The organism is Croceicoccus sp., from assembly GCF_983967925.1.
The window spans coordinates 140,666-155,207 of sequence record NZ_CFETID010000004.1 but is presented as its reverse complement, the minus strand read 5'-3'; the positions used below and the strand labels follow the sequence as shown (position 1 = coordinate 155,207).

Sequence of the window (14,542 nt, the reverse complement as noted above, 5' to 3'; positions counted from 1 at the left end):
GCTCAGTGCCGGGGCATCGTGCCCCGGCCAGATAGAGGAATGGAATATGAAGATCGCGGAACTGCTAGAGCAGCGGGCGGGCCTGGTGGACCGCATGACCACTGCCCACACAAATGATGATGCCACCGCCTTCGAGACGGCGGAAAACGAACTTCGCTCGCTCGACTGCAAGATTGACCGGGCCAAGAAGATCGAGGCAGCCGAGCGCACCGAAGCGGGCAGGCCCCTTCATGGCGGCGGCGACATTCAGTTCCGCGCCGAAGCCAGCAAGTTCAGCATCGCAAAGATGATTGCCCACAAGGCCGGTATGCCGGTGGATGCGGGGCGCGAAATCGAATTGCAGGCGGAACTGGCCAAGCGCGCCGGCAAGCCTGCACAGGGTTTCTATGTGCCCACTGAGGTATTCGAAAAGCGCGTGCAGACGACTGCGAACAGCGGCGGCATTATCAGCGATGACTTTCGCCCCGATCTGTTCGTTTCGGCCCTGACCAACGCGACCGTCATGAACCGCATGGGCGCAACTGTCCTGACCGGCCTGACCGGTGACGTGGTGATCCCGCGCGAAACCGACAGCCCCGCGGTTGGCTGGGTGAATGAGAATGAAGCGCTTTCGACTGATGACGCCGCGTTCGACAGCCTGACCCTGACCCCGCACCACGTCGGCGCAATCAGCGAGTTCAGCCGCCAGATGGTGATGCAGGCCAGCCCTGACGTTGAACGCCTGCTGCGCTCGATGTTGGCGCGAAATATCGCTTTGGAAATCGACCGCGCCGCCGTCAATGGCAGCGGCACCGGAGCCGAACCGCAGGGCATTCTGAACGACGGTGACGTGCCGACCGAGCCTTTCGCAACGGATCTGTTCACGACCGCTGCTAACATGATCGCTACGGCAGACCTCGCCAACGTGGATGCAGCCCGCGCCTTCCTCGCCACTAACGGCATCAAGTCCGATGCCATGAAGCTGCGCGACAATGAGGGCCACGCCATCACGATCGCGGAAACCTTCCATGGCGAGCCGGTGAACTTTACCAATCAGGCCCCGTCCAATCTCGGCGCGGGCACTAACGAGCACGCCTTGATTTATGGCGATTGGCGCGACTTCCTGGTCGGTGTCTGGAGCCAGCTTGACGTGCTGGTGAACCCCTACGCGGAAACCGCCTACAGCAAGGGCAATATCTTGATCCGCGCCATGGCTTCGGTGGACTTCGGTATCCGCCGCCCTGCATCGTTCGTGGCGGCATCCGGCGTGACGGTGGGCTAATATGGACCCCTTTGGCCACACCTTCGACAGCGCATCGGATCCGGCCCGTAATCACGCGGCTGTGACCACGCATAACACGAATGCCCTGCCCGATGGGGTGGCCAAGGCCCTCTACGTCGGAACGGGTGGCGACGTGAAGTTGCGCGCGTCCAACGCCAGTTCCGACGTGACGTTCAAGAACGTGCCGAGCGGCTGTTTCCTCCCGGTGCGGACAGAATACGTTCGCACAACCGGAACGACGGCTGCCGACATGGTGGCGCTCTACTGATGGCCGGGGCGCTTCACTCCCGCCCCGCTATCGAGCGGCGTGCCTTCAATGAGATCCGTGCTGACTCCAAGCAGCGCAAGATCGGTGGGTATGCTGCCACGTTCGGCGCGGAAGCGAACCTTGGATCTTTCGTGGAAACGATCGAACCGGGTGCCTTCCGCGCCGCACTAGCCGGTGATGTGCTGGCGCTCTTGGACCACGACCCGGCGAAGGTGCTGGGGCGGACCAAGAGCGGCACGCTTACGCTGCGCGAAGATAGCCGGGGTCTGGCATTCGAACTGCAGGTGCCCGACACGCAGGCAGGGCGCGACGTTCTGGCGCTGGCCGAACGTGGCGACCTTGGCGGCATGTCCTTTGGCTTTGTCGTGCCGGAAGGCGGCGAAAGTTGGAATGGGCGCACCCGCACCCTTCGCTCGATCGGGCTGCGCGAGATCAGCGTTGTCTCTGCCTGGCCCGCTTATGAGGGCACCGAAATAGCACTTAGGGCGCTGGCGCATCACGACGGCGCACAGAGGCGTGCGAGGGCACTGCGATTGGCGGAGGTAAAGCAATGGGCCTAATGACCCGTCTTGCGGCTCTGGCGGGCTATGAACGACGCAGCGACCTTTCACCGCTGGACCCTAGCTGGCAGGCGCTCAGCCCCGGCGGTTATTACGCTGGTATGAGCGCGAGGGCCGCAGAGAACCTGTCCACCGTGCTTGCCTGCACCACAGCTATCAGCACGGCACTCGCTTACGTTCCGGCGCTTGTTTACAAGCGCGACGGCCTGACCCGGCTAGAGCACCCCGCACACCCGCTATCTCGGCTGGTGCGCGGCGGGCCAAATTCGGCGATGACCTGGCCGGATCTCGTGGAGCACTGGATCGCATCGGCCCTGCTCACCGGCAACGGGCTTATCGAGATTGAACGCAGCGGCAACGGGCAGCCTTCCGGGCTTGTCTATGTGCCCTGGTCGAACGTGGCCGTGCAGGAGCTTGCAAGCGGGCGTTTGGCCTATGACGTAGGCGACGGCAAAGGGCGCGTGCGCCGCCTGCTGGAGGGCGAGGTGCTGCACCTTCGCGACCGCACCGACGACGGCAAGATCGGCAAGTCACGACTAGCGCGATCGGCTGATACCGTCAGCGGGGTGGATCTGGCGAATCGCCATGCACGCACGTTCCTCGCCAATGGTGCAAACCCTTCCGGCGTGATCCAGTCGGACGGCGTGATGACGCAGGAAATTGCCGAAAGGCTCCGGGCACAATTCGCTGAGCGACATGCTGGTGCCGGTAATGTTGGCAAAACCTTGGTGCTGGATGGCGGGCTGACGTGGAAGCCTGCGCAAATCTCGCCTGAAGACGCTGAACTGCTGGAAACCCGGCGCTTTGGCGTGATCGAGATTTGCCGCCTGTTTCAGGTGCCACCGCCGATCGTGCAGGCATACGAAAACAACACTTTCACGAATGCCAGCCAAGCGGGCCTGTGGTTCGCGACGTTCTGCCTGGCGCCATGGGCGAGGAAGATCGAGGCAGAGTTTGCCCGCTCGCTGTTCCCGACGAACGGGCCTTATGAACTGGAACTCGATCTGTCCGGCTTCCTGCGCGGCGATCCCGAAACTCGGTGGAACGCGCATAAGATCGCTTTGGAAACCGGCGTGCTCGATCCCGACGAGGTTCGGCAGGTCGAAGGCTGGAATCCGCGCAGCGAAAGCGTCCGTAGTGATCCCCCGTCAAATGAGGGAGAACAAGCAGCGTAATGGCATCACGACGCGCCTTGATATCGAAAGACGACCTAGACCGCATGGCAACTGCCGTCGCGGCCCATGGCGTCGTTCTGAAGGGCCGCGTCGATCCTATGGGCGGCTTTACCTTCACTATGACCCCGCAGCCGGAAGCTGGGGCTTCCACTGGGCGCGATGACTTCGACAGCCGTTTCGATGATTGGGCCGCTTCATGACAAAGGCATTCCCCTACGTCTCCAGCTTCAATGATCGCCACGGCAAGCGGCGCTATCGTTTCCGGCGCAAGGGCTATCCCCCGGCCTATTTCCATTCGCCTTTCGGAACGAAGGAATTTGAGCGGGAATATGCTGCCTTCCTAGAGGCTGAGAAGCCGTCAGTGGGTGCTGGTCGAATTCGACCTGGCAGCGTGTCAGACGTGATCGTCCGCTATTATTCGGACACTGCTTTTCAGGATCTGAAGCCCGCCACGCAAAACGTCTATCGCGGCGTGTTAGAGCGATTCCGCAAGACGTTCGGTGATGACCCGATTGCACGCTTCGACGCTGGCCACATTCAAAGTCTCATGAACAAATGGCGGCATAAACCCCATGCCGCCGCTCGGCTTCGCAAGCTACTCGCACAGCTTTTCATCGTGGCCCGTCGCGAACGCATCGTGCCTGGCACGTTCGACCCGGTGAAAGACACCCGACCACCGAAAGCCGAGGGTGATGGCTATCACCGCTGGAGCGAAGAGGAACTTGCCCAGTTCGAAGCAAAGCACCCGCTGGGCACCAAGCCCCGCCTTGCTTTTGCGTTGTTACTCTATGGCGCACAGCGCAGCGCGGACGTTCGCTTCCTGACGCACAAGGCCATCGCGGATGATCGGATCAGGCTTAAGCAAAGCAAGACCTCAAATTCTGTCGATGTGCCCGTGGTGGCACCACTGCGCGAGGCTTTGGACGCTGGCCCGCTGGGTGATGTTTTCCTGATGGAGAACAAGGACGGGGCCACCTTCACCGCCAAAGGCTTTTACAACATGGTGAAGCGCGCCTGCATCAAGGCAGACCTTCCGCACTGCTCTGCGCATGGCCTGCGAAAGGCCGCAGCACGCCGTTTGGTGGACTGTGGCTGCACCGATGAAGAAGGCATGGCGATCACCGGCCACAAGACTGTTCGCGAGTTCCGGCGATACGCTGGCGACTCAGGAAATGCGGCCCGCGCAGATAGCGCAATGGCCAAAGCATACGGGAAGGAAGTGTCTAACCCCGTCGAATAGTTAGACACCGCATCACGCTAAACCCTTAGGGAGTATAGGGAAATGAGTGCACAGTGGATGCCCCGTGAGGATTCGAACCTCAATTGACGGAGTCAGAGTCCGTAGTCTTACCATTAGACGACGGGGCATCGATCTCTGGTGAGGGGCGGGCCATTAGCGCGCGGCTGCCGTCCGGTCAACCGCCTTTCGGTTGCAGCACCGCCCGATGGCCCGATGCGCCCGCCGCCGTATCGCAGCGGGGTGTCTGCGGCGGCGAGCGGTGCTGCGCTTGCCAGCAGCCATTGCCGTCGTTAGCATCGGCGTCAGGTCCCCCGCGCACCCTATCCGCGCGGTCGATGTGAATTTGGAAAGTTGAAAAACATGGCGGAATCGCTTCCGCCGGCATCGCATGACGGGGATCGGCGCGGGCAGCGCGGACGCCGCCATGCAAACGCCGATCCGGACAGAGCGGCCCGCAAGGGTCAATCGGGTCCCGCTGCCGGCGCAAAAAGCAGGGATGGCAAGGCCAATGGCGCCGCATCCCGCAAGAATGGCAAGGATCTGCCCGAACGGCGGAATGGCGAAGCGACGCGCGCTTCGAAACCCGCGCCTTCAAAACAGGCCCCCGCCTCTCGACAGGCCTATGCCGCGATCGACCTCGGCACCAATAATTGCCGCCTGCTGATCGCCCGCGCGCAGGGTGAGAACTTCATGGTGATCGACGCGTTCAGCCGCGTCGTGCGTCTGGGCGAAGGGCTGGCGCAAAGCGGCCGCCTGTCGGACGAGGCGATGGAGCGGGCGCTGGGCGCATTGAAGGTCTGCTCGCAGAAACTGCGCCGCCGCAACGTCCACTTGGCTCGCAGCGTCGCGACCGAGGCCTGCCGCCGCGCGTCCAACGGGCAGGCGTTCATCGACCGCGTGCGCGAGGAAACGGGCATCGTGCTCGACGTCATCAGCGCGCAGGAAGAGGCGCGGCTGGCGGTGCTGGGCTGCCACGTGCTGCTGGAACGCGGCGAAGGCCCGGCGATGATCTTCGACATCGGCGGCGGATCGACCGAGCTTGTGCTGATCGAAACCGGCGATGTCGTGCCCCGCATCCTCGACTGGCAATCGGTGCCATGGGGCGTCGTCTCGCTGACCGAAAGCTATCCTGCGGCGGAAGGCGAAGACGACGAGCAGCGCCTTGCCCGTTACCGCGAGATGCGGCGCAGGGTGGCGGACAGCTTCCGCCAGTTCTCGCGCCGGCTTGAGCCGTTTCGCAACCTGCCGCGCGCCGAGGAGGACGACGGGCCGCGCCTGCTGGGCACCAGCGGCACGGTCACGACGCTGGCCAGCGTGCATCTGGGGCTGGAACAATATGACCGGCAGGCGGTCGACGGGCTGATCGTGCCCTCGCTCGCCATGCGCGACATCGCGGCCAGCCTTTCACGGATGAGCTTTGCCGAGCGCGAGGATCTGCCCTGTATCGGGCGCGAACGCGCCGAGCTGGTCGTCGCGGGCTGCGCCATTCTGGAAACCATCCTCGACCTGTGGCCCGCGACCAAGCTGGGCGTCGCCGACCGCGGCATCCGAGAGGGGATCCTGCGCTCGCTGATGGGCGGGACGCATGCGCACTCGCGCCCCCTATCCCCGCGCGAAAAGCCGCTGTAGGGCCCGCCGATGAGCAGATCGGGAAGCGACCGCCAGAAGCTGAAAAGCAACAAGAAGCGCACGGCGAGCAGCGCGCGCTGGCTGGCGCGGCAGCTGAACGACCCCTATGTCGCCAAGGCCAAGGCCGAGGGATATCGCAGCCGCGCCGCGTTCAAGCTGGCCGAGCTGGACGAGAAATTCGGCCTGCTGAAAGGCACGCGCGCCGTCGTCGACCTGGGCATCGCGCCGGGCGGCTGGGCGCAGCTGGTGGCCAAGAAAAGCCCGCAGGCAAAGATCGTCGGCATCGATTTGCTGGAGGTCGAGCCGATCGCGGGGGTCACGATCTTCCAGATGGATTTCATGGACGACAAGGCGCCCGACGCACTGATGGACGCGCTGGGCGAAGCGCCCGATCTGGTGCTGTCGGACATGGCGGCGAACACGGTGGGCCACAAGCAGACCGACCATTTGCGCACCATGGGCCTTGTCGAGGCCGCCGCCGATTTCGCGATCCGCACCTTGGCCGAGGGCGGCACCTTCGTCGCCAAGGTCTTCGCGGGCGGCACCGACACCGCGCTGCTCAGCATCCTCAAGAAGCATTTCACCACGGTCAAGCACGCCAAGCCGCCCGCCAGCCGCAAGGACAGCAGCGAATGGTACGTCATCGCCAGCGGCTGCAAGGGCACGCCGGAGGATCGCGCGATCTGACGATCTTGGCGACTGGCGAAACGAAACGGGGCGGAGCGTCAGTCATGACCCGCATCGATTACCGTGAAGCGTTAACCCGCACCGGGGTCATGGAGGCGTTGCAACCCTACGATCCCCACATCGCGGGCACGCCGCCGCTCGGTCTCGACTTGCCGGGCAGCGACATCGACATATTGTGCCACGCGCCCGACCCGGCGCGGTTCGCGCAAATCCTGTGGGATCGGTTCGCCGATTGCGCGGATTTCCGCGTGTGGCAGTGGAGCCGCGACGACCGGCCCGTGCTGGCCGGTTTCGCCGCACACGGCTGGCAGTTCGAGATCTTCGGGCAGGCAAAGCCCGTCTCGCAGCAAGCGGGCTGGCGCCACTTCATCGCCGAACGGCGCCTGCTGGCGCTGGGCGGGCCGCGTCTTGCCGATGTGGTGATGAAATGGAGGCGGACCGGCCTGAAAACCGAACCGGCCTTCGCCGCAGCGCTGCGTCTGAAAGGCGATCCCTACCGGCGGCTGCTCGATCTGGCGGAAAGCGACGATGCCGAATTGTCACGGCTGATCGACGACACCCGCTGATTGGGGCGCTACAACTTCCGGCCCACCGCCTTCGCCGCCTTCCAGCCCATGAAGAAAAACACGGCCGTCGCCACCAGCGCGATCACGAAGATGACCAGCGCGATATTGGCCAGCGTCCCCGCCAGCCCGCTAAAGCCCAAAATCGCCGCGACCAGCGCGACAAGCGCGAACATGATGGCCCAACCGTACATATGCATTTCCTTGATAAAATTCGGGGTGTCTGCCCTCTCAATGGGCCGTCGCCGCCATCGTTCCGCTGCGGCCTATTGGGCGACGCCCTTCAGCATCGCCTCGCTGAGGTGATCGCCGTGCAGGACGGAGATGTCCCCCGTCGTTTCCAGCACCACGGCGCGCACTTCGGACAGGTCCATCACGTTCGCCTCGCGCAGCTTGGCGACAAGGTCGTTGCGGCTGACGCGGGTGGCCTTCAGCGCCTCCTCGCAATATTCGCCGTTGCGCATCAGGATCAGCGGCGTGTTGCTGATCGCGGCCTCTACCGCGTCCGAGGATTTGCGCAGGCGCGCCGCGGTCCATTGCACCGCGAACAGCGACACCATCGCCGCCAGCCCCTGCAGAAACGGCAGGATCTTCTCGGACTGCGACGCCGATGCGATCAGCGAGCCCATCGCGATCGTCATCACGAAGTCGAAATTGGTCATCTTGGAAAAGCTGCGCAGCCCCAATATGCGGACCAGCAGCACCACCCACATCAGTGCGATCGCGCCCAGCACCAGCCCGCGCAGCACCGCCGCACTCCAGTCTTCGCCGAATAGCATGTCCATGCCGCGCTCCCTTGCCATGACACTTTGCGAACCTACGCCCCCCGCCGGTCGTCGTTCCCCATATCTTCGCCGCCCCGCACTTGCCGTGATCACACCCGCTGCCTAAAGCGCCGCAACGCCATTTTTCCAAGGACGCGACGACGACATGACCAGCCATTCCAAGACGCAGGCGCTGATGGCGCGCGGTGCCGAATTCCTCGGCAGCGAATATGCGATCCTGTGCGGCGCGATGAGCTGGGTTTCGGAGCGCAACCTGGTCTCCGCCATGTCCAACGCGGGCGGGTTCGGCGTGATCGCCTGCGGCGCGATGACGCCCGATCTGCTGGATGCCGAGATCGCGGCGACCAGGGGCATGACGGACAAGCCCTTCGGCGTGAACCTCATCACCATGCACCCGCAGATCATGGAGCTGATCGATGTGTGCAGGAAGCACGGCGTCGGCCATGTCGTGCTGGCAGGCGGCCTGCCCCCCAAGGGCAGCGTCGAGGCGATCAAGGCATCGGGCGCCAAGGTCATCTGCTTTGCCCCCACGCTGGCGCTGGCGAAGAAACTGCTGCGTTCGGGCGCGGATGCCATGGTGATCGAGGGGATGGAGGCAGGCGGCCATATCGGCCCCGTCTCGACCAGCGTGCTGGCACAGGAATTCCTGCCCGAACTGGCGAACGATCACCTCGTCTTCGTGGCGGGCGGCATCGGGCGGGGCGAGGCCATTGCCGGCTATCTGGAAATGGGCGCGGCGGGCGTGCAGCTGGGCACGCGTTTCGCCTGCGCAACCGAAAGCATCGCCCATCCCGACTTCAAGAAGGCCTTCTTCCGCGCCGGGGCCCGCGACGCGGTCGCCAGCGTGCAGGTCGATCCGCGCCTGCCGGTGATCCCCGTCCGCGCGCTCAAGAACAAGGGCACCGAGGCGTTCACCACCAAGCAGCGCGAAGTGGCAGGCCTGCTCGACAGCGAGGGGCTCGAGATGATGGAAGCGCAATTGCAGATCGAGCATTACTGGGCAGGCGCGCTGCGCCGCGCGGTGATCGACGGCGATATCGAGAACGGATCGCTGATGGCGGGCCAGTCGGTCGGCATGGTGAAAAAGGAAGAACCCGTCGCCGACATCATCGCGCAGCTGCTGGACGAGAGCGAGGCCGCGCTCACCCGCCGCTGACGCCATGTACATTCGGGCGGTTGCTTATGCCCGGTCAGCGCCTATTCTCGCCGCCGAACATGCGAGGAGAATGCCGATGTGCGACGAACGCCAGCTTGCCGAAATGGCGAAGAATTCGGGCTCGATGAGTGGGGACTCGATGGGCGCGGGCGCGATGAACCGCCGCAGTTTCGCCGCGATGGGCGGTGCGGCGCTGCTGGCCGGATGCGCATCGGGTAACGAAGGCGCCACCGCGCAAGAGGCCGCCGCGACCGCCACGGGCACAGGTGCTGCCGTCACGCGCAGCGAAGTGTCGATCCCCACCCCCGCCGGAACCGCCGACGCGACCTTCTATCACCCTGCCGAGGGCAAGCACCCCGCCATCATCATGTGGCCCGACATCGCCAGCGTGCGCCCCGCCTCGCAGCAGATGGCCGAAAGGCTGGCGGGCGAGGGCTATGCGGTGCTGCACCCCAATCCCTATTACCGCTCGGTCAAGGGCCAGCAATTCGCCGATTTCGCCGGTTTCATGAACGATGAGGGCTTCTCCAAGGTCGGCCCCTGGCGCGAGCAGAACACGCCCGACGCGGTGATGGCCGACACCAGGGCCTTCGTCGCATGGCTGGATGCGCAGGATGCGGTCGACACCGCGCGCGGCATCGGCGCGAACGGGCATTGCATGACCGGTTCGTGGACCTTCTACGCCGCCGCCGCCGTGCCTGCCCGCGTCAAGGCCGCCGCCTCGATGCATGGCGGCGGGCTGGTCACCGATTCCCCGCAAAGCCCGCACCGCATCATGCAGGCGGGCACATCCTACCTCGTCGCCATCTCGCAGGACGACGACGCCAAGCAGCCCGAAGCCAAGACCGCCCTGCGCGAAGCGGCCGCGGCGGTGGGCGCACCCATCGAAGTCATCGTCTATCCCGCCGACCACGGCTGGACCGTCCTCGACAGCCCCGCCTACGACCGGGCCGAGGCGGAAAAGGCATGGGCGCAGATGCTGGCGCTTTACGCGGGGCTGTGACACCGCCCCACGAATAAGCGCAGCCGCCGCTTGCCACCTGCGTCATCCCCGCGCAGGCGGGGGTCCACAGCGAATTGGCGCCATGTCTCGCAAGGTTGGCCTTTGGCCACTCATGCTCCCGCCTTCGCAGGAATGACGAACGCGGAGGTGGGCGACGTCTGCTTATGAAGTGCACTGGAATGACGGGAATGAGGTGGTAAGCTGACGTTGCCGTGGTATCTCCTAGTGATGTTCGACATTTCATCAGTCCTCGTCGAAATTCAGCGACGATATGCCGTAGATTGGGAGGGCCAAGCACCTACTGAGGCCGATTTGCTCGCTTGGTCCGGTGGTTCAGGGCAGGCGCTAGCTCATCTTTACGATCAGATCGCTACAAAGCTTGCGGTGGGTTACCATGAGAAGCGTTTCTCATTCGAATTCTGCGACGAGGTAGTGAATCATCTTTATGGCATGATGATTGGGCAGCAGGCCGGAGGTTCGCCGCCACCGTGGCCGACGTTGTTTTTTCGGGTCTTCGAGGCATTTGATGCTGGGGAGTTTGCTAGTCCGAATTTGCCAACTCATGACCCGGTAAAAACTTACACCGACCCTGAGATCGCCGAAATCGTGCGAAAGCTTTAACAACCGCTTTCGGTCGTAACTGGAATGCCCCCTTCCGACCCATAACCCGCAAAACCCGCCGCTACGCCCCAACCCCGATCAAACTAATCTGCCGCCCATACCCATCCTCACCCGCCAGCGTCGCGCGGCGGTACGAGAAGAACCGCTCTTCCTCCGCCAGCGTGTCGTGCCCGGTGATCGCCACCGTGCCGATACCCGCGCCTGCCAGCCGCGCGGCGACATAGCCAGCCAGATCGAATTGCTGGTGGCCGGGCCTGCCGGGTTTGAAGAAACGCTCGTTCGCCGGATCGTCCTGACAGAACCGGACGAGGAAGCCTTTATCCACCTCATAGCTTACCTGCGCGATGCAGGGGCCGATGGCGGCGGCGATGCCACTGCGGTTCGCGCCCAGCGCTTCCATCGCGGCGATGGCGGCGTCGGTCACCCCGCCGATCGCGCCCTTCCACCCCGCATGGGCCGCACCCACCACGCCCGCCTGCCGGTCGGCCAGCAGCACCGGCGCGCAATCGGCGGTGAGTATGCCCAGCAATACGCCGGGGCGGTCCGTCACCATGGCATCGGCATGGGGCCGCTCGGCCAGCGGCCGCGGCGCGATCACGCGCTCGCACAGCGCCGAATGCACCTGATAGACCGTCGCCAATGCCGCGCCCGGCAGCACCGCATCCGCCGCGATCCGCCGGTTCTGCTCCACCAGTGCGGGATCGTCCTCGGACCCGGTGCCGACATTCAGCGAGGCATAGGCCCCGCCCGACACCCCGCCGCGCCGGCCCAGAAAGCCATGCGGCAGGCCCTCCAGCGGGGCGGCGGTGATGATGTCAGGCACTCGCGTCGAGGCTCTTGGTCACCTGTTCGCGCACGTCCTTGGAGAGCGTCTTGACCTCGGCCATGCGGGTCAGCTCCTCGCGCATCATCGCGGCGCGCACCGGCTCGATCTTGCGCCACCGGCCCAGCCAAGGCACGAAACGCGCCGCCGTCTGCGGATTGATCGGGTCGAGTTCCAGCACGAGGTCGGCGATCATCCGGTAACCGCGCCCGCTCTCGTCATGGAACGCCGCCGGATTGCCCGCCATCGTCATATAAAGCGCGCGCACGCGGTTGGGGTTCTTCATGGTGAAGTCCTCATGCTTCGCCAAAGCCTCCACCGCATCGAGCACGTCGCCGCGCAGCGCGCTCGCCTGAATGGCGAACCATTTGTCGATCACCAACGCATTGCCGGCATAGCGCGCATGGAAATCGTCCAGCAATTCGCCGCGCGCGGGCACGTCCAGCCCCGACATCACCGCCAATGCGCCCTGCCGGTCGGTCATGTTGTCCGATCCGCGATATTGCGCCTCGGCGCGCTTCGCCGTCTCGGCCGCATCGGCGCCCGCCAGCAGGATCAGCGCCTGCGTCTTCACCTTGCGCGCCCCGCGGCTGTCCGCATCCAGCGAGAACGCGACCCTGGACGCCCGGTCGTGCAGCGCGGTCAGCCGATCGCGCAGCCGCGTGCCCAGATAGGCCTTCAGCCGCTCGCGCGCATTGTGCAGCGCCAGCGGGTCGGCGGGCGCGGCCAGTTCGATCAGGAAATTGATCGCGGGCAGCATCAGCAATTCGCCGCGCATCATGTCGTCGATGGCGGCGTCGTCGATGATCGCGCCCATCGCCTCGGCAATCGCGGCGCGGCGGGCCTCGTTCGGTCCCATGTCGACCGCGCCCAGCAATTCGCGCGTCTCCAGCTGCTGCAGCGCCTCGTAACGCGCAAAGCTGTCATCGTCCTTCGCGGCCAGGAATTTGAGGTCCGCGTCGCTCGTCTCGGTCTCAAGCTGGATCGGCGCGGAAAAGCCGCGATTGGCCGACAGCACCGGAGCCTTGGCAAACCCGTCGAAGCTGAAGCTCTCGCTCGCCTTCGTGATGTTCAGCGTGATCTCGCCGCCATGCGTGCCGGTGTCGCGGTCGAACAAAGCGATCTTCAGCGGGAAATGCATCGGCTTCTTCACCGGCTGGCCGGGGGTGGCGGGCACCTTCTGCTTCACCTCCAGCGTCACCGTGCCGCTGGCCGCGTCGTGCTTCATATGCGCGGTGACCTGCGGCGTGCCTGCCTGCTCGTACCACAGGCGGAACTGCGACAGGTCCAGCCCCGCGCCGTCCTCCATCGCCTTGACGAAATCCTCGCAGGTCGCCGCCTCGCCGTCATGGCGCTGGAAATACAGGTCGCTGCCTTCGCGGAACTTGTCCGGCTCCGCCATGGTGCGCATCATGCGAATGACTTCCGCGCCCTTGTTATAGACGGTCGCGGTATAGAAATTGCTGATTTCCTGATAGGAATCGGGGCGGATCGGATGCGCCAGCGGGCCCGAATCCTCGGGGAATTGGGCGGCGCGCAATATGCGCACATCCTCGATCCGCTTCACCGCCTCGCTGCCCATGTCCGCGCTGAACATCTGGTCGCGCAGCACGGTAAAGCCTTCCTTCAGGCTCAGCTGGAACCAGTCGCGGCAGGTGACGCGGTTGCCCGACCAGTTGTGGAAATACTCGTGCCCCACCACGCCCTCGACCGCGTCGAAATCGCCATCGGTGGCGGTATCGGGATCGGCCAGGATATAGCGCGTGTTGAAGATGTTGAGGCCCTTGTTCTCCATCGCGCCCATGTTGAAATCGCTGACGGCGACGATGTTGAACGTGTCGAGGTCGTATTCGCGGCCGAACACCTCCTCGTCCCATTTCATCGAATTGATCAGGCTGCGCATCGCATGTTCGGTGCGGTCCTCGTCACCGGGGCGGACCCACACGCCAAGCTCCACCTTGCGCCCGCTCATGGTGGTAAAGCTGTCCTTGCGCGCCACCAGATCGCCCGCGACCAGCGCGAACAGATAGGACGGCTTGGGCCACGGATCGGTCCATTCGGCCCAATGCGTCCCGTCGTCCTTCTCGCCGCTGGCGGTCATGTCGCCGTTCGACAGCAGGATCGGGAAATCCGCCTTCGGCCCGCTCATCCGCACGGAGTAGCGCGACAGCACATCGGGCCGGTCGGGAAAGAAGGTGATGCGGCGAAAGCCCTCGGCCTCGCACTGCGTGCACAGCATCCCGTTCGAGGCATAGAGTCCCATCAGCTGGCTGTTGGTCGCGGGATGCAGATGCGTCTCGATCGTCACCTCGTGCGCGTCGCCGGGCAGCGGCAGCAGCAGGTTCGATCCGCTCATGCTCCAGCCCTCGGCGGGCTTGCCGTCGACCATCAAATCCATCACCGCGATATTGTCGCCGCACAGGTGCAGCGTCTGGTCGCGCGACGCATCGGGGTTCTGCCGTACCGTCAGCGTGGAGCGCACCTTGGTCAGTTCGGTGCCAAGCTCGAACTCCAGCGCGATGTCGGGCACCAGCCACGCGGGCGGCTGGTAATCGAGGCGGCGGATCGTGTCGGGCGCCGAAGGCTCGGGCGCGGCGTCGGCCAGTTCGGGGTTGCCGGGAATGCTGGTGGGGTTGCGGGCGATATCCATAATTAATCCTAGATGCGGTTTGCGGCGGTTTTCTCAAGCCCTATTCTGCCTTCGCGCCGCCCTGTCCGCCGGAATTTATCCGCAATCGTGCGCCGACCCCTACGCGGCGGGGCGCAGGGAC

Annotated in this window: 16 protein-coding genes and 1 tRNA gene; 12 read left to right on the top strand and 5 right to left on the bottom strand. The window is 64.6% G+C overall.

Features of this window, described 5'->3' with window-relative positions; all coding sequences use genetic code 11:
* Nucleotides 1–46 precede the first annotated feature (46 nt).
* Genes AC4FIJ_RS04070 through AC4FIJ_RS04045 form a run of 6 tightly spaced genes read left to right on the top strand, consistent with a single transcriptional unit; the run spans nt 47 to nt 4,504 of the window.
* Entirely contained in the window at nt 47–1,261 is a 1,215-nt protein-coding gene (locus AC4FIJ_RS04070; protein ID WP_490335434.1) for a phage major capsid protein, read from the top strand.
* Nucleotide 1,262: 1 nt separating this feature from the next.
* Nucleotides 1,263–1,529 carry a spike base protein, RCAP_Rcc01079 family gene (locus tag AC4FIJ_RS04065; protein WP_490335433.1) on the top strand — a complete coding sequence of 89 codons (267 nt, stop codon included), beginning with the start codon at nt 1,263–1,265 and terminating at the stop codon, nt 1,527–1,529.
* Nucleotides 1,529–2,089 (top strand): HK97 family phage prohead protease, encoded by a 561-nt coding sequence (locus AC4FIJ_RS04060; RefSeq protein WP_490335432.1) that lies wholly within the window; start codon nt 1,529–1,531, stop codon nt 2,087–2,089. The genes AC4FIJ_RS04065 and AC4FIJ_RS04060 overlap by 1 nt, the downstream gene beginning before the upstream one ends.
* A complete protein-coding gene (locus AC4FIJ_RS04055; protein ID WP_490335431.1) occupies nt 2,089–3,264 on the top strand; it encodes a phage portal protein in 1,176 nt (391 codons plus the stop codon). The genes AC4FIJ_RS04060 and AC4FIJ_RS04055 overlap by 1 nt, the downstream gene beginning before the upstream one ends.
* A gap of 44 nt (nt 3,265–3,308) precedes the next feature.
* Nucleotides 3,309–3,464: a hypothetical protein gene (locus AC4FIJ_RS04050; protein WP_490335430.1), complete on the top strand. Its 156-nt coding sequence runs from the start codon at nt 3,309–3,311 to the stop codon at nt 3,462–3,464.
* Nucleotides 3,461–4,504 carry a tyrosine-type recombinase/integrase gene (locus tag AC4FIJ_RS04045; protein WP_490335429.1) on the top strand — a complete coding sequence of 348 codons (1,044 nt, stop codon included), beginning with the start codon at nt 3,461–3,463 and terminating at the stop codon, nt 4,502–4,504. The genes AC4FIJ_RS04050 and AC4FIJ_RS04045 overlap by 4 nt, the downstream gene beginning before the upstream one ends.
* 54 nt (nt 4,505–4,558) lie before the next feature.
* On the opposite strand, the gene AC4FIJ_RS04040 is transcribed toward AC4FIJ_RS04045, so the two are convergent.
* Nucleotides 4,559–4,632 (bottom strand) — tRNA-Gln (locus AC4FIJ_RS04040).
* A gap of 232 nt (nt 4,633–4,864) precedes the next feature.
* Here AC4FIJ_RS04040 and AC4FIJ_RS04035 point away from each other — a divergent pair.
* From AC4FIJ_RS04035 to AC4FIJ_RS04025, 3 genes are read left to right on the top strand one after another with little or no spacing between them, the layout of a single operon-like run.
* Nucleotides 4,865–6,133 (top strand): Ppx/GppA phosphatase family protein, encoded by a 1,269-nt coding sequence (locus tag AC4FIJ_RS04035; protein WP_490335428.1) that lies wholly within the window; start codon nt 4,865–4,867, stop codon nt 6,131–6,133.
* A gap of 9 nt (nt 6,134–6,142) precedes the next feature.
* On the top strand, nt 6,143–6,820 hold the full coding sequence (locus AC4FIJ_RS04030; RefSeq protein WP_490335427.1) for an RlmE family RNA methyltransferase: 678 nt from the start codon (nt 6,143–6,145) through the stop codon (nt 6,818–6,820).
* Between the two features lie 44 nt (nt 6,821–6,864).
* On the top strand, nt 6,865–7,386 hold the full coding sequence (locus AC4FIJ_RS04025; RefSeq protein ID WP_490335426.1) for a DUF4269 domain-containing protein: 522 nt from the start codon (nt 6,865–6,867) through the stop codon (nt 7,384–7,386).
* 8 nt (nt 7,387–7,394) lie between these two features.
* On the opposite strand, the gene AC4FIJ_RS04020 is transcribed toward AC4FIJ_RS04025, so the two are convergent.
* Nucleotides 7,395–7,577: a DUF1328 domain-containing protein gene (locus AC4FIJ_RS04020; protein WP_490335425.1), complete on the bottom strand. Its 183-nt coding sequence runs from the start codon at nt 7,575–7,577 to the stop codon at nt 7,395–7,397.
* 72 nt (nt 7,578–7,649) lie between these two features.
* Nucleotides 7,650–8,168, bottom strand: coding sequence for a DUF421 domain-containing protein (locus tag AC4FIJ_RS04015; protein WP_490335424.1), 519 nt, complete (start codon nt 8,166–8,168; stop codon nt 7,650–7,652).
* A gap of 145 nt (nt 8,169–8,313) precedes the next feature.
* Between AC4FIJ_RS04015 and AC4FIJ_RS04010 the strand changes: the two genes are divergently transcribed.
* The 3 genes from AC4FIJ_RS04010 to AC4FIJ_RS04000 all read left to right on the top strand — a co-directional run bounded on the left by AC4FIJ_RS04010 (nt 8,314) and on the right by AC4FIJ_RS04000 (nt 10,948).
* Nucleotides 8,314–9,324, top strand: coding sequence for an NAD(P)H-dependent flavin oxidoreductase (locus tag AC4FIJ_RS04010; protein ID WP_490335423.1), 1,011 nt, complete (start codon nt 8,314–8,316; stop codon nt 9,322–9,324).
* A 76-nt stretch (nt 9,325–9,400) separates the two neighbouring features.
* Nucleotides 9,401–10,327, top strand: a complete 927-nt coding sequence (locus tag AC4FIJ_RS04005; RefSeq protein WP_490335422.1) for a dienelactone hydrolase family protein — start codon at nt 9,401–9,403, stop codon at nt 10,325–10,327.
* Between the two features lie 228 nt (nt 10,328–10,555).
* The gene (locus tag AC4FIJ_RS04000; protein WP_490335421.1) at nt 10,556–10,948 is read left to right on the top strand and encodes a hypothetical protein; all 393 of its coding nucleotides are present in this window, start codon (nt 10,556–10,558) and stop codon (nt 10,946–10,948) included.
* Between the two features lie 61 nt (nt 10,949–11,009).
* Here the strand turns inward: AC4FIJ_RS04000 and pgeF are convergent, their stop codons facing one another.
* Complete coding sequence (pgeF, locus tag AC4FIJ_RS03995; RefSeq protein ID WP_490335420.1) at nt 11,010–11,771, bottom strand: peptidoglycan editing factor PgeF; 762 nt, start codon at nt 11,769–11,771, stop codon at nt 11,010–11,012.
* A complete protein-coding gene (gene pepN, locus AC4FIJ_RS03990) occupies nt 11,764–14,421 on the bottom strand; it encodes an aminopeptidase N (RefSeq protein WP_490335419.1) in 2,658 nt (885 codons plus the stop codon). Before pepN ends, pgeF begins: the two co-directional genes overlap by 8 nt.
* Nucleotides 14,422–14,542 lie beyond the last annotated feature (121 nt).

Excerpts from the sequence above, each read along its gene's own strand:
- AC4FIJ_RS04045 (WP_490335429.1), top strand. The coding sequence starts at position 3,461 with ATGACAAAGGCATTCCCCTACGTCTCCAGCTTCAATGATCGCCACGGC.
- AC4FIJ_RS04070 (WP_490335434.1), top strand. The coding sequence starts at position 47 with ATGAAGATCGCGGAACTGCTAGAGCAGCGGGCGGGCCTGGTGGACCGC.
- AC4FIJ_RS04025 (WP_490335426.1), top strand. The coding sequence starts at position 6,865 with ATGACCCGCATCGATTACCGTGAAGCGTTAACCCGCACCGGGGTCATG.
- AC4FIJ_RS04065 (WP_490335433.1), top strand. The coding sequence starts at position 1,263 with ATGGACCCCTTTGGCCACACCTTCGACAGCGCATCGGATCCGGCCCGT.
- AC4FIJ_RS04060 (WP_490335432.1), top strand. The coding sequence starts at position 1,529 with ATGGCCGGGGCGCTTCACTCCCGCCCCGCTATCGAGCGGCGTGCCTTC.
- AC4FIJ_RS04000 (WP_490335421.1), top strand. The coding sequence starts at position 10,556 with ATGTTCGACATTTCATCAGTCCTCGTCGAAATTCAGCGACGATATGCC.
- AC4FIJ_RS04050 (WP_490335430.1), top strand. The coding sequence starts at position 3,309 with ATGGCAACTGCCGTCGCGGCCCATGGCGTCGTTCTGAAGGGCCGCGTC.
- AC4FIJ_RS04020 (WP_490335425.1), bottom strand. The coding sequence starts at position 7,577 with ATGTACGGTTGGGCCATCATGTTCGCGCTTGTCGCGCTGGTCGCGGCG.
- AC4FIJ_RS04055 (WP_490335431.1), top strand. The coding sequence starts at position 2,089 with ATGACCCGTCTTGCGGCTCTGGCGGGCTATGAACGACGCAGCGACCTT.
- AC4FIJ_RS04030 (WP_490335427.1), top strand. The coding sequence starts at position 6,143 with ATGAGCAGATCGGGAAGCGACCGCCAGAAGCTGAAAAGCAACAAGAAG.
- AC4FIJ_RS04035 (WP_490335428.1), top strand. The coding sequence starts at position 4,865 with ATGGCGGAATCGCTTCCGCCGGCATCGCATGACGGGGATCGGCGCGGG.
- AC4FIJ_RS04010 (WP_490335423.1), top strand. The coding sequence starts at position 8,314 with ATGACCAGCCATTCCAAGACGCAGGCGCTGATGGCGCGCGGTGCCGAA.
- pepN (WP_490335419.1), bottom strand. The coding sequence starts at position 14,421 with ATGGATATCGCCCGCAACCCCACCAGCATTCCCGGCAACCCCGAACTG.
- AC4FIJ_RS04015 (WP_490335424.1), bottom strand. The coding sequence starts at position 8,168 with ATGGACATGCTATTCGGCGAAGACTGGAGTGCGGCGGTGCTGCGCGGG.
- AC4FIJ_RS04005 (WP_490335422.1), top strand. The coding sequence starts at position 9,401 with ATGTGCGACGAACGCCAGCTTGCCGAAATGGCGAAGAATTCGGGCTCG.